The following is a 22,676-nucleotide window of genomic DNA, read 5'->3' on the forward strand; positions in this document are numbered from 1 at the left end:
CGGACCGCGACTCAGGCGCCGGCGCGACCGCGCGTGGCCAGGAAGGTCAGGAGCAGCTGGCGCTGGAGCTCGAACATCTCGCGCTCCTCCTCCGGCTCGGCGTGGTCGTAGCCGAGGAGGTGCAGGATGCCGTGCGTGGTGAGCAGCAACAGCTCCTCCTCGGTGGCGTGCCCGGACTCGCGGGCCTGCCGAGCGGCGACCGAGGGGCACAGCACGATGTCGCCGAGCACCCCCTCCTCGGGCTCCTGACCGTCACGGCCGGGACGCAGCTCGTCCATCGGGAAGCTCATCACGTCAGTGGGGCCGGGCAGGTCCATCCACTGCACGTGCAGGACCTCCATCGCCGCCTCGTCGACGAGCTTCAGGCACAGGTCGGCCTGCGGGTGGACCCGCATCTGCTCCATGACGTAGCGCGCACACGCGACGAGCTCCATCTCGTCGAGCGCGTAGTCGGTCTCATTGAGAACGTCGATGCTCACGGGGAGCAGTCACCGCCTTGGCGTTGGCTCGGCGCGCGGCGCGGTTGCCGGCAGGTCCGGTGGTCTGGTCGTCCCAGCGCCCGTAGGCGTCCACGATGGCGCTGACGAGGCGGTGGCGCACGACGTCGTGGCTGGTGAGCTGGGCGAAGTGCACGTCGTCGACGCCCTCGAGGATGTCCTGGACGATCCGCAGACCCGACTGGGTGCCGCCGGGCAGGTCGACCTGGGTGACGTCGCCGGTGACGACCATCTTGGCGCCGAAGCCGAGACGGGTCAGGAACATCTTCATCTGCTCCGGCGAGGTGTTCTGCACCTCGTCGAGGATGATGAACGCGTCGTTGAGGGTGCGCCCGCGCATGTAGGCCAGCGGGGCCACCTCGATCGTGCCGGCCGCCATGAGCCGCGGGATCGACTCGGGGTCGATCATGTCGTGCAGCGCGTCGTACAGCGGGCGCAGGTAGGGGTCGATCTTGTCGTTGAGCGTGCCGGGCAGGAAGCCCAGGCGCTCGCCGGCCTCGACCGCCGGGCGGGTCAGGATGATCCGGTTGACCTGCTTGGCCTGCAGCGCGGCGACCGCCTTGGCCATCGCCAGGTAGGTCTTGCCGGTGCCGGCCGGGCCGATGCCGAAGACGATGGTGTGCTCGTCGATCGCGTCGACGTAGCGCTTCTGGTTCAGCGTCTTGGGCCGGATCGTGCGGCCGCGGTTGGAGACGATGTTCATCGTCAGCACGTCGGCGGGCCGCTCGGTGGTCTGCGCCCGGAGCATCCCGATGGAGCGCTCCACGGCGTCCCGGTTGAGCGGGTGCCCGGCGCCGATGACGACGAGGAGCTCGTCGATCAGCCGCTCGACCAGCGCCACGTCGGCAGGGTTGCCGGTCAGGTGGAACTCGTTGCCCCGCACGTGCACGTCGAGGTGCGGGAAAGCCCGCTCCATCGTGCGCAGCAGCTCGTCGCGGGGACCCAGCAGGGACACCATCGAGACTTCACGCGGGATGACGATCGTGTGGGAGGGCGCCCCCGCCTGCGCCTGCTCGGTCTGCTGTGGCTCGTCTGTCATCGTGCCCTCAGTCTACGTGCCCGCTCAGCCGGGCGGCCACGCCATGTCGCGGCCGCCGAGCACGTGGGCATGGGCGTGGAAGACGGTCTGGTGAGCGCGGGCACCGGTGTTGAAGACGGTGCGGTAGCCCTCCCACAGCCCCTCCTGGTCGGCGACCGCGCCGACGGCCTCCACCAGCGCCACCAGCGCCTCGGGCGCGGCGGCCGCAAGCGCCGCCGCGTCGGGGTGGTGGACCTTGGGGATGACGAGGACGTGCACCGGCGCCTGCGGCGAGATGTCACGGAAGGCGAGCGTGTGCTCGTCCTCCAGCACCACGTCCGCCGGGATCTCCCGGCGGATGATCCGGCAGAACAGGCAGTCGTCCGCGGCGGTCTCCTGATCAGTCATGCGACCGAGACTATCGGCGCGTCAACCGTTTTCAGCCGCTGCGCGTCCTTGTTGCGTGAGAACGTTGACCGTGGCCGAACGGGGTGAGCGGACGGGCATGGGGTCGCAGCGGTGGGCAGCAGGGACGGTCCTGACCGACCTGTATGCCGCGCACTGGGCCTCCCTGGTCCGCCTCGCCTGGCTGCTCGTGCGCGACCAGCAGGTCGCCGAGGAGGCGGTCCAGGACGCGTTCGTCTCGGTGCACGCCCGCTGGCAGCAGCTGCGTGACCCCGAGGCGGCGCTGGCCTACCTGCGCCGGTCCGTGGTCAACACCTCACGCTCGGTCGTGCGGCACCGAGTGGTGGAGGACCGGCACCTCGCCCGCGAGGCGTCCTCCCCGACCACGCCGTGGCGCACCACCGAGGCCAGCGCCGAGGAGCGGGCCGTGGCCCGCGAGCAGGGCGAGGAGCTCCTCGAGGCCCTGCGCGGGCTGCCCCGACGGCAGCGCGAGGTGCTGGTGCTGCGCTACTACCTCGACCTGACCGAGGCCCAGATCGCCGACGCACTCGGCATCTCCCCGGGCTCGGTCAAGTCCCACGCCCACCGGGGGCTGAGCAGCCTCCGGACCCAGATGGAGCCCCAGTCATGAGCGACGACGAGCTCGAGAGGCGGCTGCGCCGTGCCCTGCACGACGAGGCCGACCGCATCACCCCGAACGACCGATGGGACAGGATCCACGCCATGTCAGAGCAGCAGGAGGACCAGGGGGCAGACCGGCCGCGCTGGCTGGCCCCCGTCGCGGCGGCGGCCGCCGTCGCGCTCATCGCAGGTGGCGGCTTCGCCCTCGCCCGGCGCGGCTACTCCCGCACCCCCACGGTGGCCAGCACCACGAGCGCCCCGACCACGCCGGCGGCGACGACCACCAGCAGCACCAGCCCTGCGCGCTCGGCCACCCAGCAGCCGGTGGCGCCGACCGTCACCACGGCGCTGCCGGCCTACTTCGTCGGCTCCAACGGCGGCACCGGCGACCGGTGGGGCCTGTACCGCGAGTTCATCAACGCCCAGGTCCCGGGCAAGGCCACCGCCGAGGACCGGGCCCGGGCGGCCCTGACCCTGGCCATGCACAGCCGGCCCAGCCCCGACTACCTCACCGCGTGGGCCGGCACCTCGGTCTCCGGCGTCACGGTCTCCCCCTCCGGCATCCACATCACGCTGAGCAACAAGGGCGCCGCCGGGTTCACCCGGGAGCAGACGCGCCTGGCGGTGCAGGGGCTGGTCTGGACCGCCCAGGCCGCGGTGGGCAAGGGCACCCTGCCGGTCACCTTCACGCTCAGTGACGGCTCGACCACCCTGTTCGGCACCTGGCCCACCTCAAAGACCTACAACCGGCCCCCGGCCGACCAGACCTACGAGGACCTGGCCACGCTGTGGATCACCACGCCGCCACGGGGCGCGGTGATCCACGCCGGCAACGACGTGGTGGTCACGGGCGAGTCCTGCTCCTTCGAGGGCTCCTCGCAGTGGCAGCTCAAGCAGGGCTCGACGGTCGTCCGCTCCGGCCAGATGCAGGCGACCAGCGGCTGCCCGACCCGGGGCACCTGGCAGGTCGACCTGGGCACGCTTGCCTCCGGCACGTGGACGTTCCGGGCCTACGAGCGCGACATGCAGAGCGGCACCACCACGGTGGGCGACACCTCGCACACCTTCACGGTGAAGTAGGCGCCCCTGCCCGCCGCGAACGGCGGGCGGGGGCCGGTGGCTCCTCCGGGGTCACCGGTCCGGTGCTGGTCCGCACCACCAGCTCGGTCGGGAGCTGCGTCCGGGCCACCGGCAGGGGGCGGTCGGCGGCCCTGGCGTCCATCGCGCGCAGCAGCGCCTCGACCACCGCCTCGCCCTTGGTCGTGACGTCCTGGCGGACGGTGGTGAGCCCCAGGCGCACAGCCAGCGGGCTGTCGTCGAAGCCGACCACCGAGAGGTCCCCGGGCACCCGGACGCCGAGCTGGTCGGCTGCCTCGAGGACCCCGGCGGCAATGGTGTCCGAGAAGCACAGGACAGCCGTGGGCGGGTGCGGCCCGGACAGCAGGTCCCGGGCCAGGGCGGCCCCGTCGGCCGCGGACAGGGTGCCCGCCACAGTGACCGCGTCGAGGCGCCCACCGTCGAGCCCCTCACGCCACCCCTGCAGCCGCTCGGTCGTGTGGCCCCGGTAACCCGCCACCGGCGCGGGGCTGATGGCGGCCACCCGGCGGTGGCCGAGGGCGTGCAGGTGCGCCGCGGCCGCACGCGCCCCGCCGCGGTCGTCGATGTTGACCGAGGAAGTCCCCTCCACCAGGGCCTGGTCGACGATGACCGTGGGCAGACGACGCTCCAGGACGACGCCGAGGGCTTCGGAGTCCGCCGAGCAGCCGTAGACCACGACCCCGTCCATGGGCAGGTCGCGCGCCGGGACGAGCTCAGGCGTCCTGCTGGCCGCCAGGAGCGTCATCGACAGGGCCCGGGTGGACAGCCCCCGGGCGATGGTCGCCATGAACTCCACCGCAACCTCGTCCACGAACGCCTCCAGGGGCGAGTCCGTGAGCAGTACCCCGACGACCCCGCTCCGGCCGCGCGCGAGGGCGCGGGCGGTGGCGTCGGGCCCGGCGTAGCCGAGCTCGGCGGCCGTGGCCAGGATACGCTCGCGCATCCCCGGCGAGAGCCGCTCCGGCCGGGAGTACGCGTTGGACACGGTCATCTTGGTCACGCCAACGGCATCGGCGACCTGCTGCATCGTCACCCTGGTCATGCCTGCCGACGTCCTCCCGGGAGTGGTTCACCCTGCACGCCATGATGGCCTGTTTCGGGTGACCGCTCCGGGCCGCCCAGGCGCCGACCGGGCAGCACGCGACGGCCGAGCCCGAGCAGCGCGACCGCGCAGGGCAGGGCCACGCACGCCATCGCGTCCCCGACCGTGAGGGCTGTGCCTGCCAGGGAACCGACCAGCACCGGGGTCAGGAAGCCCGCGAGCCGGTTGCCCAGGAACATCGCCCGCACACCCTCCTTCTCACCGCCGACCCGGCTTGCCGCCTCGGCCAGCAGTGGGGCCAGCGCACCCGTGCCCAGACCTGCGGCGGCGAAGCCGGCGTAGGCGGACGCGACCCACGGGAGCAGGGCTGCCGCGCCCAACCCTGCCGCGCTGGTGAGCACACCGCAGGTGAACAGCCTCCGGCGCCCGAGGCGGACCGCCAGGTGGTCGCTGACCAGCCGCCCCAGGGTCATGCCGGCCGTGAAGGCCAAGTACCCGGCCGCGGCGGCGGAGGCCCCCAGCCCGAGGTCGTCGCGGAAGCGGAAGGTCGTGAACTCCCCCGGCACGATGTCCAGCGGCACGATGGCCGCGCTGGCGATGCCGATGAGCAGGACGGCCGCCAGCAGCCCTCGAGCCGTCGCCGGCGACCCGGTGTGCCGTTCGGAGGCGGGGATGGTGTCGTCCCGCAGGAGCCCGTGGCGCACGATGACCAGGCCTGCACCGAGGGCGACGGCCAGGACCGCGAGGTGCACCGTGACGTCGACGTGTGCCCGGGTCATCAGCGCCGCAGCGAGCCCACCCGCGAGCGTGCCGAAGCTGTAGACCGCGGAGAGTCGGCCCATCACCGGTGCACCGCGGCGGAAGCCGAACACCGCCTTCTGGATCGTCACGGCGACGTCGACGACGACGTTGACGCTCATCATCATGACCACGGCCGCTACGAGGGCCAGGGGGCTGCGGGCCAGCCCCAGCATCGGCAGCGCGAGGACGTACATCGGCGCGGCCCAGACGATGACCGTCCGGCTGCCGTACCGGGCCACGAGCCGGGTCGCCACGACGGAGGCGAGCAGGGCGGCGAGGTTGCCGGTCGTCATGATCCGCCCGAGGACCGCGATGTCCACCCCCGCCCGGTCCCGCAGGTCGGGCAGCCGCGCCAGGTAGGTCGAGTAGACGAACGCGTTGACCACCACCTGCAGCGCGAGGGCGATGAAGGTGCGCCGGTCCCCTGCTCCCGTCATGGGTGGCGAGTATACCGGTATACCTCGCCTGGGCAGGGCGCTGAAGCGCCGTGGTCAGGTCGGGAGACCCCGGCCCGGCGGGTGGGCAGCCCGAGCGGCGCTCAGCGCCAGCGATCGGCCGCGCTGAGCACCGCGAGCGCGGCCGGGCCGGCGCTGGAGGAGCGCAGGACCGCGTCCCCGAGGCGGACGGCCACGGCGCCGGCCTCCTCGAACGCGGCGAGCTCCTCGGGGCTGATGCCACCCTCGGGCCCCACGACGAGCACGACGTCCCCGGCGGCCGGGAGCGCGACGCCCGCGAGCGGCGTACCAGCGTCCTCGTGCAGCACCAGGGCCAGCGCGGCGTCGCGCAGGCGGGCGGTGAGCGCACGGGTGGACTCCAGCGGTGCGACGACCGGGGCCAGGGGGCGGCGGGACTGCTTCGTCGCGGCGAGCACGACCGACTCCCACTTGCGGTGGGCCTTGGCGGCCCGGTCGCCGCGCCAGACGACGATGCTGCGCCCGGCCTGCCACGGCACCACCTCGTCGACGCCGAGCTCGGTGGCGGACTCGATCGCCTGCTCGTCGCGGTCCCCCTTGGCCAGGGCCTGCACGAGCACGAACCGCGGGTCCGGGGCGGCGACGACCTCGACCGCCCGCAGCCGCAGGGTCAGCTCGTCGCGACCGGCGTCCTGCACGACCGCGGTGGCGCGGGTGCCGGTGCCGTCGGCGAGCAGCACCTGCTCTCCCACCCCGATCCGCCGCACCGTGGCGGCGTGGCGCCCCTCGGGGCCGGTGAGCCGCACCGTGGCACCGACGCCGGCGCCGTCCAGCAACGCCGGGTCGACGAGGAAGAGCGGGGCGGTCACCGGCTCACTTGCCGAGGAAGGCGTCGCGCAGCTTGCCCAGCAGGCCGTGCGAGACGGGGGCCAGCTGGCCCTCGGGGCGCTCCTCCCCGCGCAGGACGGCGAGCTTGCGCAGGAGGTCCTCCTGCTCGGCGTCGAGCCTGGTCGGCGTCTGCACGTTGACGTGCACGATGAGGTCGCCACGCCCGGTGCCGCGCAGGTGGGTGACGCCCATGCCGCGCATGGTCACCACGTCGCCGGCCTGCGTGCCGGGGCGGATCTCGAGGTCCTTCATGCCGTCGAGGGTGTCCAGCTTGAAGCTGGTGCCCAGCGCGGCCGCCGTCATCGGCAGGTCGACCGAGCAGTGCAGGTCGTCACCGCGCCGTTGGAAGGTCTCGTGCGGCGTCACGTGGATCTCGACGTAGAGGTCGCCGGCCGGGCCGGCCCCCTGGCCGACCTCGCCCTCGCCGGTGAGCTGGATGCGGGTGCCGGTGTCGACGCCGGCCGGCACGCGGATCTTCAGGGTGCGACGGGTGCGGACGCGGCCGTCGCCGGAGCACTCGAAGCAGGGGTCGGAGATGACCGTGCCGTAGCCCTGGCAGGCGGTGCAGGGCCGGCTGGTCATGACCTGGCCGAGGAAGGAGCGCTGGACCTGCTGCACCTCGCCGCGGCCGCCGCAGACGTCGCAGGTGCGGGTGCCGGTGCCGGGCTGGGAGCCGTCGCCGTGGCAGGTGCCGCACTCCACGGCCGTGTCGATCGTCAGCTCGCGCTCGGCACCGAAGACGGCCTGGGACAGGTCGATCTCGAGGCGGATCAGGGCGTCCTGGCCGCGGCGCTTGCGCGAGCGCGGGCCGCGGGCCGCACCCCCGGCGGCGCCGCCGAAGAACGCGTCCATGATGTCGCTGAAGGAGAAGCCCTGGCCGAAGCCGCCGGCCTGGCCGCCGTAGGGGTCGGCGCCCATGTCGTAGGCGCGCTTCTTCTCGGGGTCGGAGAGCACGTCGTAGGCCTGCGAGACGCGCTTGAACTCGTCCTCGGCCTCCGGGCCGGAGTTGACGTCCGGGTGCAGCTTGCGGGCCAGGCGCCGGTAGGCGCGCTTGATGTCCTCAGCCGAGGCGTCGCGGCTGACGCCGAGGTCCTGGTAATAGTCGTTCACGAATGTCCTTGTCCGGATTGCGTATCAGGCTCGGTCAGGGGTCGGTGTCGAGCTGGGCTCAGGTGGTGGGCTCGGGTCGTGGGCTCAGGTGGTGGGCTCGGGTCGCGGGCTCAGGAGGCGAGGATCTCGGAGACGTATCGCGCGACCGCCCGCACCGAGGCCATGGTGGTCGGGTAGTCCATGCGGGTCGGGCCGAGCACGCCCAGGCCGGCGACCAGGTCGCGGCCGGTGCCGTAGCCGGTGCTGACCACCGACGTGGCCTGCAGGCCCTGGTGGGGGTTCTCGTGGCCGATCCGCACCGCGACCGCGTCACTGTCGGAGCCCATCGTGCCCAGGAGCTTGAGCAGCACCACGTGCTCCTCCAGGGCCTCGAGCACCGGCCCGATGGTCAGCGGGAAGTCGGTGCCGAAGCGGGCCAGGTTGGCCGTGCCGGCCAGCACCACCCGCTCCTCGCGCTCCTCCACCAGGGCGTCGTCGAGCGCCCGCACGACGGCGCGCACCACGTCGCGGTCGGCCGGCTCGAAGCGCGAGGGCAGCGACTGCAGCTGCGCCGAGGCCTCGGTCAGCGGCCTGCCCGCCGCGTCGGCGTTGAGGCGCGCGCGGATCTCGGCGACCAGGCGCTCGCCGTCGGGCGAGGCCAGGTCTTGGGCGGACTCGATGACCCGCTGCTCGACCCGGCCGGTGTTGACGATGAGCACCACCATGAGGCGGTGGGCGCCGACCGGGACCAGCTCGACGTGGCGCACCGAGCTGCGGGTGAGCGAGGGGTACTGCATGACCGCCACCTGGCGGGTCAGCGTGGCGAGCAGGCGGACCGTGCGGTCGACGACGTCGTCGAGGTCGACCGCGCCCTCGAGGAACTGCGCGATGGCGGCCCGCTCGGCCGGGCTCATCGGCTTGACCGTGCTCAGCTTGTCGACGAACACGCGGTAGCCGAGGTCGGTGGGCACCCGGCCGGCGCTGGTGTGCGGGGCCGAGATCAGCCCCTCCTCCTCCAGCGCGGCCATGTCGTTGCGCACCGTGGCGGCCGACACGCCGAGCTGGTGCCGCTCCAGGAGCGCCTTGGAACCCACCGGCTCCGAGGTCTGCACGTAGTCCTGGACGATGGCGCGCAGCACGGCCAGCCGTCGTTCCTCACTCACTGATGCCACCTCCTGGCGTCTCGGTGGTCGAATCTGGCACTCAAACCTCGTGAGTGCCAAGTCTACGATGCCTGCCGTGACGGATCGATACGGCGCTGATGTCCTGTCCGGCGACTGGCGTGCCCCGCGGGGCGGACGCTCCCGTGAGGTGGAGGCCGAGGCCGGCCTCGTGGTCGAGGACGTGGAGACCGGATGGTGCGGCGCGGTGGTCCGCGTCGAGAAGGCCGGCGGGGTCCACGTGGTCCACCTCGAGGACCGCCACGGCCGGACGAAGGGCTTCTCCCTGGGGCCGGGCTTCCTGCTCGACGGGTCCCCGGTGACGCTGACCGCGCCGACGGCCGCAGCCCGCGCCGCGGGTGAGGCCGCCCGGGCCGCCGCCTCCCGCACCGCGAGCGGGTCCCGCGCGGTGGCGGGGGCCAGGGCGCGCGTCGCCTCGGGCTCGCGCATCTTCGTCGAGGGCCGCCACGACGCCGAGCTGGTCGAGAAGGTCTGGGGCGACGACCTGCGCATCGAGGGCGTCGTCGTCGAGCTGCTCGAGGGCGTGGACGACCTCGCCGCCGTGATCCGCGACTTCGCCCCGGGCCCGACCCGCCGCATGGGCGTGCTGGTGGACCACCTCGTCCCTGGCACCAAGGAGAGCCGGCTGGTCCAGGAGGCGCGAGCGCTGAGCCGCTACGCGCCATACGTGAAGATCCTGGGGCACCCGTACGTCGACGTGTGGCAGTCGGTCCGCCCGCAGCGGCTCGGCTGGGAGGCGTGGCCGGTCATCGCCCGCGGCCAGTCGTGGAAGCACGGCATCACCGCAGCGCTGGGCTGGCCGCACGAGACCCAGGCGGACATCGCGCACGCGTGGAAGCGGATCCTGGGCACGGTGCGCACCTACGCCGACCTCGAGCCGACCCTGCTGGCCAGCGTCGAGGAGCTGATCGACTTCGTGACCACCCCCCAGGGAGAGCAGTAGCCTGCACGCGTGGCCGCTGGGCAGGACCGGGAGCGGGTTCTCGTGGAGTCCCGCGCCTTCTGGCGCACCTGGCTGGAGCAGCACCACACCCGCACCCTGGGGGTGTGGGTGGTCACGTGGAAGAAGGCCAGCGGCGGGCCCCACGTCCCTCGCCTGGACGTCGTCGAGGAGGCCCTGTGCTTCGGCTGGGTCGACTCCCTGCCGCGCACGCTCGACGGTGACCGGTCGATGCTGCTCGTCGCGCCCCGCAAGCCAGGCAGCAGCTGGTCCCGGGTCAACAAGGAGCTCGTCCTCTCCCTGACCGAACGCGGGCTGATGGCGCCGGCGGGGCTGGCCGCCGTCGAACAGGCCCGGCGTCGCGGCGCCTGGACCGCCCTGGACGCGGTGGAGGACCTACTGGAGCCACCGGACCTGGCGGCCGCCCTCGACGCTGTGCCCGAGGCGCGGGCCCCTGGGACGGCTTCCCGCGCTCGACCCGGCGGGCGATCCTCGAATGGGTCGGCGCCGCCAGGCGTGAGCAGACGCGCCAGACGCGCATCGCGGAGACCGTGGCCAAGGCGCGGGAGAACCTCCGTGCCAACCAGTGGCGCCAGCAGGGCGGCCGGTGACCGAACGGCGCGAACGCGCCCTGATGTCCGGCGCGGGCGCGTCGCCCGCTCCTACGATGGCGGCAGACCGCACACCACGAGGGGACCCCATGACCGAGTCGCCGCAAGACGTTCCTCCCCCGTCGCAGGGCCAGACACCCCCGCAGGACGGGTACCCCCCACACCAGCCGCCGCAGCAGCAGTACCCGCCGCCGCCCACGCCCTACCCGGGGTATGCCGTGCAGCCGCCCCTGAGCCCGGGCGACGCGCGGATGTGGTCGATCTTCGCCCACCTCGGCGGCACGTTCCTGTCCTTCATCGTGCCGCTGGTCATCTACCTGGTCTTCAAGGACCGGGACCCCTTCGTGCGCGAGCACTCCTCGGCTGCCCTGAACTTCCACCTGACCTTGTTCATCGCCTACCTCGTCTCGGCGATCCTGATCCTGGTGCTGATCGGCCTCGTGCTGATCCCGCTGCTCGCGATCTGTGCCCTGGTGTTCACGATCATGGCCGCGGTCGCCGCCAACGACGGCCGCGAGTACACCTACCCGCTGGCCATCCAGTTCGTGCGCTGACGGCCCTCAGACGCCGAGCAGCCGCCGCACCACGGTGTCGGCGAGCAACCGCCCGCGCCGGGTGAGCACGACCCGGCGCGGGCGCATCGCGCTCGGGCCGTCGACGAGGCCGTCGGCGATCAGCCCGGCCACCGCCTCGCGCCCCTCGGGGCGCAGGTCAGAGATCGGCAGGCCCCCGACCAGCCGGACGCCGAGCAGCACCCGCTCGTCGTAGCGCTGCTCGTCGGTGAGCAGCTCACGCCCGGCCGCCGGTGACTGGCCCAAGGAGAGCCGTCCGGCAAAGGCGTTGGGGTGCTTGACGTTCCACCACCGCACGCCGCCGACGTGGCTGTGCGCGCCGGGACCCACGCCCCACCAGTCCCCGTCGGCCCAGTAGCCCTCGTTGTGCCGGCACCGGTCCTGCGGCGTGCGCGCCCAGTTGCTCACCTCGTACCAGCCGAAGCCTGCCGCGGCCAGCACTTCGTCTGCGAGCTCGTACTTGGCCGCCTCGTCGTCGTCCTCCGGCGCTGGCACCTGCCCTCGGCGCACCTGGGCGGCGAGTTTGGTGCCCTCCTCGACCACCAGCGCGTAGGCCGAGACGTGGTCGGGCTCGAGGGCCGTGGCCGCCTCCAGGCTGGTGCGCCAGTCCTGCAGCGACTCCCCCGGCGTGCCGTAGATCAGGTCCACGCTGACCCGCAGCCCGGCAGCCTTCGCCGCGGCGACCGCGCGGGCCACGTTGGCCGGGTCGTGGGTGCGCTCGAGCGTGCGCAGCACGTGCGGCACCGCGGACTGCATGCCCAGGCTCACCCGGGTGAACCCGCCCTCGGCCAGGGTCGCCAGCGCCTCGGGCGTCACCGAGTCCGGGTTGGCCTCGGTGGTCACCTCCGCGCCGGCAGCCAGCCCGAACCGCTCCCGTATGCCGTGCAGCACCCGCACGAGGTCGGCCGCGGCGAGCATCGTGGGGGTGCCGCCGCCGACGAACACGGTCTGCACCTGCGGCGCCCGGGCACCGAGCACCTTCGCGGCGAGGTCGAGCTCGGCCAGGGCCGCGTCGGCGTAGGTCGCGACGCTGGCGCCGTCGGCGCCGAGCTCGGTGAGCGTGTAGGTGTTGAAGTCGCAGTAGCCGCAGCGCACCGAGCAGAAAGGCACGTGGACGTAGACGCCGAACGGGTGCTCGCCCAGCCGGGCCAGGGCGTCGGCCGGGAGCTCGCCCGTGGTCGGGGCAGGCTCCCCCAGGGGCAGGGCACTCGGCATACGGCCGATTCTCCCATCTCGCGCGCAGCCGGCCGCGCCACGGGGGGCTGGGTGGACTGCGGTCAGCCGGTGTGGCTGAGCACGCCGTAGCGCTCCCGGGTGCGCAGCGCCCACGCCGAGACGGGCACGCTCAGCGCCCCGGCGGCCATGATCACGGCCGCGAGGACGGCCCAGCCGATCGCGCCGCCGTTGATGCACAGGGCCACCGACAGCGAGGGCGCGATGACGTTGGACAGCGAGAAGCCCATCCCGGAGAAGCCTTGGTACTGCCCCTGCCGCTCGCGCGGCGCCAGACCCATCTGGACCCCCCACTGGCCGCCGGACCCGACCATCTCGCCGACGACATGGACCAGCGCGCCGCAGCAGAGCAGGGCCACGGCCACCCACCTTGACTGCCCAGCGGCCAGGGCGACCAGGCCGAAGCCGGCGCCGATCCAGAGCCCGCCGGTGCGCAGGGCCTTCGAGGCGGCCGTGACCGTGTCGGCGCCGCGCGAGAGCCGCACCTGGAAGATCGCGACCATCACGGTGTTGATCATCAGCGTCACGGCCACGAGCGACTTCGGGGCCTGTGTGGAGTGCGCGATCCACAGCGGCATCGCGACCTCGATGATGACGAAGTGCATCGCGAAGATGCCGGTCAGCACCGTCATCACGACGAACGGGATGTCGCGCAGCACCTGCAGCCGCGGCTCACCGGCCGCCCGCAGCGGCGCCTTCTCCAGGTGCGGCAGCCGGGCGACCGCGAAGGAGTTGACGATGCAGGTCAGGCTGTTGAACGCGAAGACCGACAGGTAGGCCCACGGCTTGTCGAGGGTCAGGGCGAGCCCGCCGAGCGCCCCGCCGACGGAGATGCCGACGTTGGTGACCGCCCGCAGGTAGGCCTTGAACCGCACGCCCTGCCCGCCCTCGGCGATGCGGGCGATGACCCCGTTGCGCACCGCCCCGGCGCCCCGGTCGAAGAATGCCTCGAGCATCAGCACGCCGGTCAGCGCCCAGATGTTGTGGGTGAAGAGCAGGCCGAGGGTGACGACGCCCGTGGCCAGGGTCAGCCAGCGCAGCAGCTCCCGTGGCCCCCTGACGTCGCCGAGGTGTCCGATCGGCACCTGTACGAACAGCGCGACCACCGCGGCGGCGCTGAGCGCCAGGCCGACCTGCGACGCCGGGATGTGCACGATGCGGGTGAAGTAGAGAGCGAACGTGGTGGTGATGGCGCCGTTGCCCATCGTGTTGACGAGCGTGGCCCCCGCGAGGATGCGCAGGTTGGGATCGATGGGGATCCCGTTCTGCGTCAACGGTTTCACTGCTGTTGACCCCTGCACCCCGACCCCGCTCACCGTCACCCGTCCCCTGATCGACACGTTATCTCGACATCAAGATATCTGACATCGAACGTCTCGCGCCACCGGTTTGGTGCACCAGCCTGCCCCGCATGCCGTGGAGTCGGCGTTCCCGGGGCCGGTCATCCTGGACGGGAGACGGCCAGCTCGGCGTGCCGGCGCATCTCCGGGTCGAGCCGCACCTCGCCGTCACGCTCGGCGGCAAGCAGGCCGGCCATCACCGCCGGCTCCCCACGGGGGAAGGTCTGCCGGATCGTCACCCCGTGGGTCGGTCGACGCACGACCGTGACCGGCATGCCGGCCTCGACCGAGCCCGTCTGGACCACCCGCAGGTAGGCGCCGGGCGCACCGCGCTCGGTGAAGCGCTTGATCCAGTGCGGCTCGCCCATGCGGTCCTGGAAGGTCACGCACGGCACCCGCGGGCTCGTCACCTCGACGAGCACGGCGCCGTCCCCCTCGCCGATGCGCCACTGCTCGCCGATGAGGGCGTGGGTGACGTCAAGGCCCCCGGTGGTGAGGTTCTCCCCGAAGAGGCCGGGCGGGATCTCTCGCCCGAGCTCGGCGGCCCAGACGTCGGCGTCCTCGACCGCGTAGGCGTAGAGCGCCTGCTCGGTGCCGCCGTGGTGGGCGGTGTCCAGCTGGCGGTCACCCTCGAGCCCGAGCGGCCCGACACCGACGGGCCCCGCGACCGGTCGCTTGTCGATGGCCGTCTGGCCGCCCTTCGGGGTGGGCAGGAGCCCGTGGACGCGGTTGACGGCGATCAGCGAGGCCATGGCAACAAGTCTCCCGCCGACCACCGACAGGGACCACCGACTTTCCGCCGTCGTCAGGCCAGCTCAAGGCAGAGGTCGAAGACCGGCCGGCCGACCGCCAGGCCCTTGCGCTCGAACCGGGTCATCACCCGGCCCTCGAAACGCGGCGCGAAGCCGCCGCGCGGGTCCTGCGCGGAGGCGAGCCGGCCGGCATACCGGTTGGTGAAGTGCCCCGTGCCCTCGGCCACGTCGCGCATCTGCACGGCGTAGTCCGCCCAGTCCGTGGCCAGGCGCCAGAGCCCTTGCGGCGCAAGGCATCCGGCGACCAGCCCGGCGAGCGCGGGGGTGACCAGCCGACGCTTGACGTGGCGGCTCTTGTGCCACGGGTCGGGGAAGAAGACCCACACCTGCTCGACCGACCCCCGCGGGAGCATCGTGCCGAGCACGTCGACGGCGTCGGCCTGCACCACGCGCACGTTGGCCAGGCCCTGGGCCCCGACCTTGGCGAGGGTCTGCGCGACGCCCGGGCGGTAGACCTCGACGGCCAGGAAGTCGGCCTCCGGCCGGGCCGCGGCGGCGTGCACGACCGCGTCACCGGCACCCGAGCCGACCTCGACGACGAGGGGTGCGGTGCGCCCGAAGACCGCGGGGGCGTCCAGGCGGTATGCCGGGTCCACGGACGTGCGTGCCTCGGCCCGGGGGACGTCGAGCAGGAGCTCGTCGGCGTAGCGATCCCACGCCCCCTGGTGCCGGGCGTTGAGCCGGCCGTCGAGGCGCGAGAAGGAGACGGTGCGGCGGCGGAAGGGCTGCTCGGGCCCCTCCGCCGCCGCCACGGGTGCAGCGTCGGTCACGGCAACGGGCGGCGGGCTACTTCTTGGCCTTGTCGGCCGCGCCGGCGTCGTTGGACAACGCGGCGATGAAGGCCTCCTGCGGCACCTCCACGCGGCCGACCATCTTCATCCGCTTCTTGCCTTCCTTCTGCTTCTCGAGCAGCTTGCGCTTGCGGGTGATGTCACCGCCGTAGCACTTGGCCAGCACGTCCTTGCGGATCGCGCGGATGGTTTCGCGGGCGATGATCCGCGCACCGATGGCGGCCTGGATCGGCACCTCGAACTGCTGCCGCGGGATGAGCTCGCGCAGCTTGCTGGCCATCATCACGCCGTAGCTGTAGGCCTTGTCCTTGTGCACGATCGCGCTGAACGCGTCGACCTGCTCACCCTGGAGCAGGATGTCGACCTTGACCAGGTCGGCCTCCTGGTCCCCGTCGGGTTCGTAGTCGAGAGAGGCGTATCCGCGGGTCTTGGACTTCAGCTGGTCGAAGAAGTCGAAGACGATCTCGGCCAGCGGCAGCGTGTAGCGCATCTCGACGCGCTCCTCGGACAGGTAGTCCATGCCGCGCAGGGTGCCGCGCCGCTGCTGGCACAGCTCCATGATCGCGCCGATGAACTCGCTGGGCGCCAGCACCGTGGCCCGCACGACCGGCTCGCGCACCGAGGCGATCTTGCCGTCGGGGAACTCGCTGGGGTTGGTGACGACGACCTCCTTGCGGTCGTCCAGCGTCACGTCGTAGACCACGTTGGGCAGCGTCGAGATGAGGTCGAGGTCGAACTCGCGCTCGAGCCGCTCCCGCACGATCTCCAGGTGGAGCATGCCGAGGAAGCCGACGCGGAAGCCGAAGCCCAGCGCCGCCGACGTCTCGGGCTCATAGACCAGGGCCGCGTCGTTGAGCTTGAGCTTGTCGAGGGCGTCGCGCAGGTCGGGGTAGTCCGAGCCGTCGATCGGGTAGAGCCCGGAGAAGACCATCGGCTTGGGGTCGCGGTAGCCGCCAAGTGACTCCGCGGCCGGCTTCGCGGCGTTGGTGACGGTGTCACCGACGCGACTCTGGCGCACATCCTTCACCCCGGTGATGAGGTAGCCCACCTCACCGACGCCAAGGCCCTTGGACGGCATCGGCTCCGGCGAGATGACGCCGATCTCGAGCAGCTCGTGGGTCGCCCGGGTCGACATCATCGAGATCTTCTCGCGGGGGTTGAGGTTGCCGTCGACGACCCGCACGTAGGTGACGACACCGCGGTAGGTGTCGTAGACCGAGTCGAAGATCATGGCGCGGGCCGGGGCGTCGGCGTCACCGACCGGGGCCGGGAGCTGCTGGACGATCTGGTCGAGCAGCGGCTCGACGCCCATGCCGGTCTTGCCGGAGACCTTGAGGCAGTCCTCGGGCTCACAGCCGATCAGCCCGGCGAGCTCCTCGGCGTACTTCTCCGGCTGCGCGGCCGGCAGGTCGATCTTGTTGAGCACCGGGATGATCGTGAGGTCGTTCTCCATGGCCAGGTAGAGGTTGGCCAGGGTCTGCGCCTCGATGCCCTGCGCCGCGTCGACGAGCAGCACGGCGCCCTCGCACGCGGCCAGCGAGCGCGACACCTCGTAGGTGAAGTCGACGTGGCCGGGCGTGTCGATCATGTTGAGGCAGTAGGTCTCACCGTCGACCTCCCAGGGCATGCGCACGGCCTGGGACTTGATCGTGATGCCCCGCTCGCGCTCGATGTCCATGCGGTCGAGGTACTGCGCGCGCATCGCCCGCTCGTCGACCACCCCGGTGATCTGCAGCATCCGGTCGGCCAGCGTCGACTTGCCATGGTCGATGTGGGCGATGATGCAGAAGTTCCGGATGAGGTCCGGCGGCGTCGCGTGGGGCTGCAGCGCGGTGCGGGCCATGGGTGACACGGTCGGGCTTACCTCATCTGGTCTCGGGTGCGAACACCACAGTGTTTCATGCCCGCACCCCTGCCCGGACCAGACCGCCGCGGTATGCCGTGCCACCCACCTGCCCGCCCGGTGACCGCGTCACCGGTCGGGCAGTCAGCCCGTGGCAGGTCAGCCCGTGGCGCGCAGGGCCGCGACCACGGCGGCCCGCACGTCGCGGTAGCGCAGGCCGAGCCCGGCGAGCGCCTCGTGGGCTGCGCCACGGTCGAGCCGCAGCAGCCCGAGCAGCAGGTGCTCGGTGCCGATCCAGCCGTGCTTGAGGGAGATGGCCTCGCGCAGGGCCAGCTCGAGGACCTTGCGGGACTCGGGCGCGAAGGGCTTGCGCCCCCGCCGGCCACGGCGGCCCAGGTCCTCCTCGGCGATGGGGTCACCGAGCCCGCCGCCGAGGTTCGCCTCGACCGAGCGCAGCACCTCGTCGAGGTCGATGCCGATGGCCCGCAGCGCGTCGGCGTCGGACTCCCCCAGCCCGCTCGCCGGAGCCTGGTGCTGCGCCTCTATCGCGAGCCGGACCGCCTCGGGCCCGGCGCCCAGCTCGGTCATGACCCGCACCGCGAGGCAGTCGGGGTCGTGCAGGAGGGCCAGCAGGAGGTGCTCGGGGTGGACCTCGCCCTGCCGTTCGGCTCGCGCCTCCTCCAGGGACTGCACGACCACCTGCCTGGCCCGCTTGGTGAACCGCTCGAACATCACGCCTCCCGATCCGTGCGGCCGCCGAGCAGGCCCCGGCGACCAGAGTGCTTCTTGTGGACGGCCTGGCGGCTCACGCCCAGGACCTCGGCGATCTCCTGCCACGACCAGCCCTGCGAACGAGCACTGGCCACCTGGGTGGCCTCGAGCTGCTCCAGCAGCCGGCGCAGCGCCGCCACGGCCCGCAGGCCGGTCCGGGGGTCCCCGGCGGCTGCGGCGGTGGCCAGCTTCGTTGCTTCGGACATGTTGTCAACATACGTTGACACAACTTCCGTGTCAACGCTGGTTGACAGATTCGCGATGGTGACAAAGGACCAGGCGGGCGCGAGTGCGCGGCATCGCGAGCCGGCGGACTCCCCCGCCGGCCCGGCTCAGGCGAGGACGGCGCGCTGGCGACGTTCGAGCAGGCCGGAGGCGAGCGCGATACCGAGGCCGGCGACGGCCAGGAGCACTCCCACGCGACTGGGCCACTCGTAGCCGTAGCCGGCGGCCAGGACGAGGCTGCCGAGCCAGGCCCCGAGGGCGTTGGCCATGTTGAGCGTGGAGTGGTTGAGCGCGGCGGCCAGCGACTGCCCCTCGTGGGCGACGTCCATGAGTCGGGTCTGCAGCATGGGCACGAGGATCGTGGGCACCAGGCCGAGCAGGAACACAGCCGGCACCGCGGTCCACGGGCTGTGGGCGGCGAAGCCGAACAGCCCCAGGATCACCGCGATCGCAGCCAGGGACAGGACGATCCCCCGCAGGAGGCCGCGCTGTGCTACCCGGCCGGACAGGAACGCGCCCGTGGTCATGCCGACGCCGTAGACCGCCAGGATGACCGGGACGGCCGAGGCGGAGAAGCCCGCGAGCGTGGTCATCGTCGGCGCGATGAAGGAGTAGGTGGCGAACATGCCACCGAAGCCGACCGTGCCGATGAGCAGGGCCAGCCAGACCTGCAGACGCTTGAGTGAGCGCAGCTCGGCGGCCATCGACGCGCCGTGGTCCGCCGGCTGGTGCGGGATCCAGGCCCAGGTGGCGGCGACGCACGCCAGCGCGATGAGACCGACGAGGGCGTAGGGCCACTGCCAGCCGACGTGTTGGCCGATCCAGGTGGTCAGCGGGACGCCGACGATGTTGGCCACGGTCAGGCCGGCCAGCATCATCGAGACGGCCCAGGTGCGCCGGTGGGGCTGGACCAGGCTCGCGGCGACGACCGCGCCGATACCGAAGAACGCGCCGTGCGGCAGGCCGGAGACGAACCGGGCCAGCATCAGCACCGGGTAGCTGGTGGCCATCGACGAGCCGATGTTGCCGGCGGCGAAGGCGACCATCAGCGCCAGCAGCACCGTCTTGCGGTTGACCCGGGCGGCGAGCGTCGCGATGAGCGGGGCGCCCACGACGACACCGAGGGCATAGGCGGACACGACGTGACCGGCGGTCGGGATCGAGATGTCGACGCCGCGGGCGATCTCCGGCAGCAGCCCCATCGTGACGAACTCGGTGGTGCCGATGGCGAACCCGCCGATGGCCAGGGCCAGGATCGCCAGGTTGGTGTGCCGGGGTCGGCCCAGGGGCCCACCCTTCGGGGTCGTCTCCAGGGTGGTGGCGGCCTCGGTCACGTCGCTCTGCTCGCTTCTCGTCGCACTGCTGGGTCAGGGTCGGGCGCTCGCATCGCCCGCAGGGACGAACAACGGCCGGCGCCGATGTCATCCCGCCGCCCCGAAACCGGTTGCCCGTCCCGCCGCCGGCTGGGCAGACTCCGGACGCATGCAGGCACCGGTACCAGAGGACGTCGACTACCGCCAGACCTCAGCGCGCCCGCAGTGGGAGTCGCTGCCGTCACACGTCCACGAGGCGGTCGGCCGCCTCGCCGGCAGCCCGGTGCACGAGGCCTTCCCGGCCGTCACCACTGGCTTCACCGGCGCCTATGCCGGCCGGGTGCGGCTGCGCGACGGGCGCCAGGTCTTCGTCAAGGCCGCCGGCCTGGCGACGCCCCACGTCCACGGGGCCCTCGCCCAGGAGGCGCGGGTGCTCGCGGCGCTGCCGCACGGCATACCGGCGCCCGAGCTGGTCGGCCACGGGGACAGTGAGGACTGGCGTGTGCTGCTGCTCGCTGTCATCGACGGGCACCTGCCCGGACACCCCTGGACGCCGGCCGAGGTCGAGGCCGCCCATGAGGCATGCCTGCGCGTCGCCGAGGCGGGCACCCCGGCGCCGGCGACCCTGGACGTCGGCACGATGGCCGAGGACCTGGACGACCCGCGGATCCACTCCACCGCGCAGGCGCTGGGCGACGGCACCTTCGCGCTCCCCCACGGCATGCCCGGCTGGCTCCTGGAGCGCGGCCCGGCGCTGGCCGACGTGGCCGGCGGCGCGAGCCGGCTGACGGGCCGGAGCCTCGTGCACGGCGACCTGCGGCCGGACAACCTGCTCGTGGACCGGAGCGGCTCGGCCTGGATCGTGGACTGGAACTGGGTGGTGACCGGCCCGACGTGGCTGGACTTCACGGGCCTGCTGCCGCTGATGGCCTGGCAGGGCGTCGACGTCGACGCGCTCATGGCGCGGTCGCCACTGTTCACCGGGGCGGACCCGGAGGAGGTCGACGCGTTCCTGGCCGTCATCGCCGTCTACATGCTCTCCAGCCTGGACGCTCCGCCGCCGCCGGGGTGCACCCCGGCGCTGCGCCAGCACCAGCACCTGATGGCCCGGGCGTTCCTCGCCATGCTGGGACCGCGCCGCGGCTGGGCCTGAGCACCGCGGGCTAGGTTGTCCGGCATGACCCGATCCCGGATCCTGTCCGCCCTGTCCCGGCTGCTGCGCGGCGGAGGCGCAGCCCGACGCCCGGCGCCGCGAGGCGGCACCGGTCGGACCGGCACGGCATACCCCGGGGACTTCCGCGGCCGCGTGGACGTGCGCTGGGCGCCGCGGCACGACGACCGCGCCGACCCGGGCGAGATCGTCTGGGCGTGGGTGCCGTTCGAGGAGGACCACGGCCGGGGCAAGGACCGTCCGGTGCTCGTCGTCGGGCGGGACGGGCGGTGGCTGCTGGCGTTGATGCTCACGAGCAAGGACCACGACCAGGACTACGAGGACGAGTACCGGCACGGCCGCACGTGGGTCGACATCGGCACCGGCGCCTGGGACGGCCAGCGGCGCGCGAGCGAGGTGCGCGTCGACCGGGTGCTGCGCCTGGACCCGGGCTCGGTGCGCCGGCAGGGGGCGACGCTGGACGAGCGCCGGTTCCGCGAGGTGGCCTCGGCGATGCGCGCCGCCGGCCGCGCCTGAGCAGCACGAAGGGCCGCCACCTGCGGGAGGTGGCGGCCCTTGCGCTCAGACTTCAGACCGGCTGGCTCAGAGCGAGGCAGCCTTCTTGGCCATCGCCGACTTCTTGTTGGCGGCCTGGTTCTTGTGGATGACGCCCTTGGTCACAGCCTTGTCCAGCTTGACCGAGGCCACCTTGAGGGCCTCGTTCGCCGCAGCGGCGTCGCCGGTGGCCGCAGCCTCACGGAACTTGCGGATCCAGGTACGGAGCTCGCTCTTGACCGCGCGGTTGCGCTCGGTGCGCTTGGCGTTGGTCTTGATCCGCTTGATCTGGGACTTGATGTTTGCCACGAGGACTCTTTCTCGAAGTTCTGACAGGTCGGTGTTGCCGTTGAGGGCGGCAGCGCGTCTCGGGACTGGGCGTGGGGCACCCGTGGTTGAGCCGCGCTGGGTGGTGCTGCATGCGCACACGACCTAGGCGCGCACGCGACCACCAAATCTAGCAGCGAGGACGGGGCGCGGCCAAAACGCTCAGCGGCCGTGCCGGGCCGCGGTGATGGACAGGATCGCCCGCTCGACGGCGTAGACCGGGTCGCGCCCGCCGCCCTTGACCTCGAAGTCGGCCGCGGCCACCGCCTGGATGGCAACGCCCAGGCCCTCGGCGTCCCAGCCGTTGATCGAGCGGCGGGCCTTGTCGACCTGCCACGGCGCCATGCCCAGGCTCTTGGCCAGCTGGGCGCTGGAGCCCCGGCCCGCCGAGCCCACCTTGACCAGCATGCGCAGCTGGCTGGCCAGCACGGCGACGATCGGCACCGGGTCGACGCCGGTGGCGATGGCGTGGCGCAGCAGGCGCAGCGCCTCCCCCGCCTGCCCGGCGACGGCCGCGTCGGCCACCCGGAAGCCGGTCGCCTCGACCTTGCCGCCGTGGTAGCGCTGGACCACGCCCTCGTCGATGACGCCCTCGGTGTCGGCGACCAGCTGGGCGGCGGCCGCCGCCAGCTCGCGCACGTCCTTGCCGACCGCCTCGATCAGCGCGCGCACCGCGTCGGGTGTGGCCTTGCGCCGGGCGGCCCGGAACTCGTGGGTGATGAAGTCGGACTTGTCGCGGTCGGTCTTGATCGCCGGGCACTCCAGGACCCGCGCGCCGGACTTCTTGAGCGTGTCGAGGACCTTCTTGCCGCGGGCACCGCTCTTGTGGGTCACCACGAGCCAGACGTCCTCGGCGGGGGCGGCCAGCAGGTCGAGCAGGTCGGTCTGCAGCTCGTCGGCGGCCTCGTCAAGGTCCTGCACGACGATCACCTTGGCCCCGCCGAACAGGCTCGGGCTGGCGTGGATCGCGACCTCGCCGGCGGAGTAGGTCTGCGCCGCCAGCCGGATCACCTCGATGTCGGGCTGGGCGGCGCGCAGCTGCTCCAGGGTGGAGGCCAGCGCGCGCTCGGCCAACACCCCCTCGGGCCCGGAGATGAGCACGTATGCCGGCACGCCGGGTGCGGTGGCAGCGATCGTCAC

25 protein-coding genes are annotated in these 22,676 nt (G+C 72.7%); 7 read left to right on the forward strand and 18 right to left on the reverse strand.

Annotation, left to right across the window (positions count from 1 at the left end):
- Positions 1-11 precede the first annotated feature (11 nt).
- From ybeY to ACXVGS_RS02925, 3 genes are read right to left on the reverse strand one after another with little or no spacing between them, the layout of a single operon-like run.
- Positions 12-479 carry an rRNA maturation RNase YbeY gene (ybeY, locus tag ACXVGS_RS02915; RefSeq protein ID WP_458535806.1) on the reverse strand — a complete coding sequence of 156 codons (468 nt, stop codon included), beginning with the start codon at positions 477-479 and terminating at the stop codon, positions 12-14.
- Entirely contained in the window at positions 457-1,536 is a 1,080-nt protein-coding gene (locus tag ACXVGS_RS02920) for a PhoH family protein (RefSeq protein WP_458536605.1), read from the reverse strand. The genes ybeY and ACXVGS_RS02920 overlap by 23 nt, the downstream gene beginning before the upstream one ends.
- Before the next feature lie 24 nt (positions 1,537-1,560).
- A complete protein-coding gene (locus ACXVGS_RS02925) occupies positions 1,561-1,923 on the reverse strand; it encodes a histidine triad nucleotide-binding protein (protein ID WP_141787786.1) in 363 nt (120 codons plus the stop codon).
- 97 nt (positions 1,924-2,020) lie between these two features.
- Here ACXVGS_RS02925 and ACXVGS_RS02930 point away from each other — a divergent pair, with 97 nt between their 5' ends.
- Together ACXVGS_RS02930 and ACXVGS_RS02935 are read left to right on the forward strand one after the other, a co-directional pair.
- On the forward strand, positions 2,021-2,551 hold the full coding sequence (locus ACXVGS_RS02930; protein ID WP_458529923.1) for a SigE family RNA polymerase sigma factor: 531 nt from the start codon (positions 2,021-2,023) through the stop codon (positions 2,549-2,551).
- Positions 2,548-3,621, forward strand: coding sequence for a Gmad2 immunoglobulin-like domain-containing protein (locus ACXVGS_RS02935; protein WP_458529922.1), 1,074 nt, complete (start codon positions 2,548-2,550; stop codon positions 3,619-3,621). Before ACXVGS_RS02930 ends, ACXVGS_RS02935 begins: the two co-directional genes overlap by 4 nt.
- Here the strand turns inward: ACXVGS_RS02935 and ACXVGS_RS02940 are convergent.
- From ACXVGS_RS02940 to hrcA, 5 genes are all read right to left on the reverse strand, one after another.
- Positions 3,608-4,681, reverse strand: a complete 1,074-nt coding sequence (locus ACXVGS_RS02940) for a LacI family DNA-binding transcriptional regulator (RefSeq protein ID WP_458536606.1) — start codon at positions 4,679-4,681, stop codon at positions 3,608-3,610. The genes ACXVGS_RS02935 and ACXVGS_RS02940 overlap by 14 nt on opposite strands.
- Positions 4,678-5,919 (reverse strand): MFS transporter, encoded by a 1,242-nt coding sequence (locus ACXVGS_RS02945; protein WP_458529920.1) that lies wholly within the window; start codon positions 5,917-5,919, stop codon positions 4,678-4,680. The genes ACXVGS_RS02940 and ACXVGS_RS02945 overlap by 4 nt, the downstream gene beginning before the upstream one ends.
- Before the next feature lie 101 nt (positions 5,920-6,020).
- Positions 6,021-6,764, reverse strand: coding sequence for a 16S rRNA (uracil(1498)-N(3))-methyltransferase (locus tag ACXVGS_RS02950; protein WP_458536607.1), 744 nt, complete (start codon positions 6,762-6,764; stop codon positions 6,021-6,023).
- A 4-nt stretch (positions 6,765-6,768) separates the two neighbouring features.
- The gene (gene dnaJ / locus ACXVGS_RS02955; RefSeq protein ID WP_141787781.1) at positions 6,769-7,893 is read right to left on the reverse strand and encodes a molecular chaperone DnaJ; all 1,125 of its coding nucleotides are present in this window, start codon (positions 7,891-7,893) and stop codon (positions 6,769-6,771) included.
- 110 nt (positions 7,894-8,003) lie between these two features.
- A complete protein-coding gene (gene hrcA / locus ACXVGS_RS02960) occupies positions 8,004-9,035 on the reverse strand; it encodes a heat-inducible transcriptional repressor HrcA (protein ID WP_458532118.1) in 1,032 nt (343 codons plus the stop codon).
- 76 nt (positions 9,036-9,111) lie between these two features.
- On the opposite strand from hrcA, the gene ACXVGS_RS02965 reads away from it, so the two are divergent.
- The 3 genes from ACXVGS_RS02965 to ACXVGS_RS02975 all read left to right on the forward strand — a co-directional run bounded on the left by ACXVGS_RS02965 (position 9,112) and on the right by ACXVGS_RS02975 (position 11,158).
- Positions 9,112-9,996: a DUF3097 family protein gene (locus ACXVGS_RS02965; protein WP_458529917.1), complete on the forward strand. Its 885-nt coding sequence runs from the start codon at positions 9,112-9,114 to the stop codon at positions 9,994-9,996.
- A 485-nt stretch (positions 9,997-10,481) separates the two neighbouring features.
- Positions 10,482-10,604 (forward strand): YdeI/OmpD-associated family protein, encoded by a 123-nt coding sequence (locus ACXVGS_RS02970; protein ID WP_458535812.1) that lies wholly within the window; start codon positions 10,482-10,484, stop codon positions 10,602-10,604.
- 89 nt (positions 10,605-10,693) lie between these two features.
- Positions 10,694-11,158 carry a DUF4870 domain-containing protein gene (locus ACXVGS_RS02975; RefSeq protein ID WP_458532120.1) on the forward strand — a complete coding sequence of 155 codons (465 nt, stop codon included), beginning with the start codon at positions 10,694-10,696 and terminating at the stop codon, positions 11,156-11,158.
- A gap of 6 nt (positions 11,159-11,164) precedes the next feature.
- On the opposite strand, the gene hemW is transcribed toward ACXVGS_RS02975, so the two are convergent.
- The 8 genes from hemW to ACXVGS_RS03015 all read right to left on the reverse strand — a co-directional run bounded on the left by hemW (position 11,165) and on the right by ACXVGS_RS03015 (position 19,504).
- Complete coding sequence (gene hemW / locus ACXVGS_RS02980; protein ID WP_458536608.1) at positions 11,165-12,391, reverse strand: radical SAM family heme chaperone HemW; 1,227 nt, start codon at positions 12,389-12,391, stop codon at positions 11,165-11,167.
- Positions 12,392-12,453: 62 nt separating this feature from the next.
- A complete protein-coding gene (locus ACXVGS_RS02985; RefSeq protein WP_458533266.1) occupies positions 12,454-13,692 on the reverse strand; it encodes an MFS transporter in 1,239 nt (412 codons plus the stop codon).
- Positions 13,693-13,850: 158 nt separating this feature from the next.
- The gene (locus tag ACXVGS_RS02990) at positions 13,851-14,501 is read right to left on the reverse strand and encodes an MOSC domain-containing protein (RefSeq protein ID WP_458535809.1); all 651 of its coding nucleotides are present in this window, start codon (positions 14,499-14,501) and stop codon (positions 13,851-13,853) included.
- Between the two features lie 53 nt (positions 14,502-14,554).
- On the reverse strand, positions 14,555-15,313 hold the full coding sequence (gene trmB / locus ACXVGS_RS02995; protein WP_458532123.1) for a tRNA (guanosine(46)-N7)-methyltransferase TrmB: 759 nt from the start codon (positions 15,311-15,313) through the stop codon (positions 14,555-14,557).
- A gap of 34 nt (positions 15,314-15,347) precedes the next feature.
- Positions 15,348-17,195 (reverse strand): translation elongation factor 4, encoded by a 1,848-nt coding sequence (gene lepA, locus ACXVGS_RS03000; RefSeq protein ID WP_458529911.1) that lies wholly within the window; start codon positions 17,193-17,195, stop codon positions 15,348-15,350.
- Between the two features lie 159 nt (positions 17,196-17,354).
- A complete protein-coding gene (locus ACXVGS_RS03005; protein WP_458532124.1) occupies positions 17,355-17,927 on the reverse strand; it encodes a Clp protease N-terminal domain-containing protein in 573 nt (190 codons plus the stop codon).
- A complete protein-coding gene (locus ACXVGS_RS03010; protein ID WP_458529909.1) occupies positions 17,927-18,172 on the reverse strand; it encodes a helix-turn-helix domain-containing protein in 246 nt (81 codons plus the stop codon). The genes ACXVGS_RS03005 and ACXVGS_RS03010 overlap by 1 nt, the downstream gene beginning before the upstream one ends.
- Positions 18,173-18,298: 126 nt before the next feature.
- Entirely contained in the window at positions 18,299-19,504 is a 1,206-nt protein-coding gene (locus tag ACXVGS_RS03015; RefSeq protein WP_458529929.1) for an MFS transporter, read from the reverse strand.
- A 169-nt stretch (positions 19,505-19,673) separates the two neighbouring features.
- On the opposite strand from ACXVGS_RS03015, the gene ACXVGS_RS03020 reads away from it, so the two are divergent.
- Together ACXVGS_RS03020 and ACXVGS_RS03025 are read left to right on the forward strand one after the other, a co-directional pair.
- Positions 19,674-20,657: a phosphotransferase family protein gene (locus ACXVGS_RS03020; RefSeq protein ID WP_458532125.1), complete on the forward strand. Its 984-nt coding sequence runs from the start codon at positions 19,674-19,676 to the stop codon at positions 20,655-20,657.
- 24 nt (positions 20,658-20,681) lie between these two features.
- Positions 20,682-21,191 (forward strand): type II toxin-antitoxin system PemK/MazF family toxin, encoded by a 510-nt coding sequence (locus ACXVGS_RS03025; protein WP_458529907.1) that lies wholly within the window; start codon positions 20,682-20,684, stop codon positions 21,189-21,191.
- Positions 21,192-21,257: 66 nt separating this feature from the next.
- On the opposite strand, the gene rpsT is transcribed toward ACXVGS_RS03025, so the two are convergent.
- Positions 21,258-21,518 (reverse strand): 30S ribosomal protein S20, encoded by a 261-nt coding sequence (gene rpsT / locus ACXVGS_RS03030; protein WP_141787767.1) that lies wholly within the window; start codon positions 21,516-21,518, stop codon positions 21,258-21,260.
- Positions 21,519-21,698: 180 nt separating this feature from the next.
- Positions 21,699-22,676 carry a DNA polymerase III subunit delta gene (gene holA, locus ACXVGS_RS03035; RefSeq protein ID WP_458529906.1) on the reverse strand — a complete coding sequence of 326 codons (978 nt, stop codon included), beginning with the start codon at positions 22,674-22,676 and terminating at the stop codon, positions 21,699-21,701.

This window comes from Oryzihumus sp., assembly GCF_054325275.1.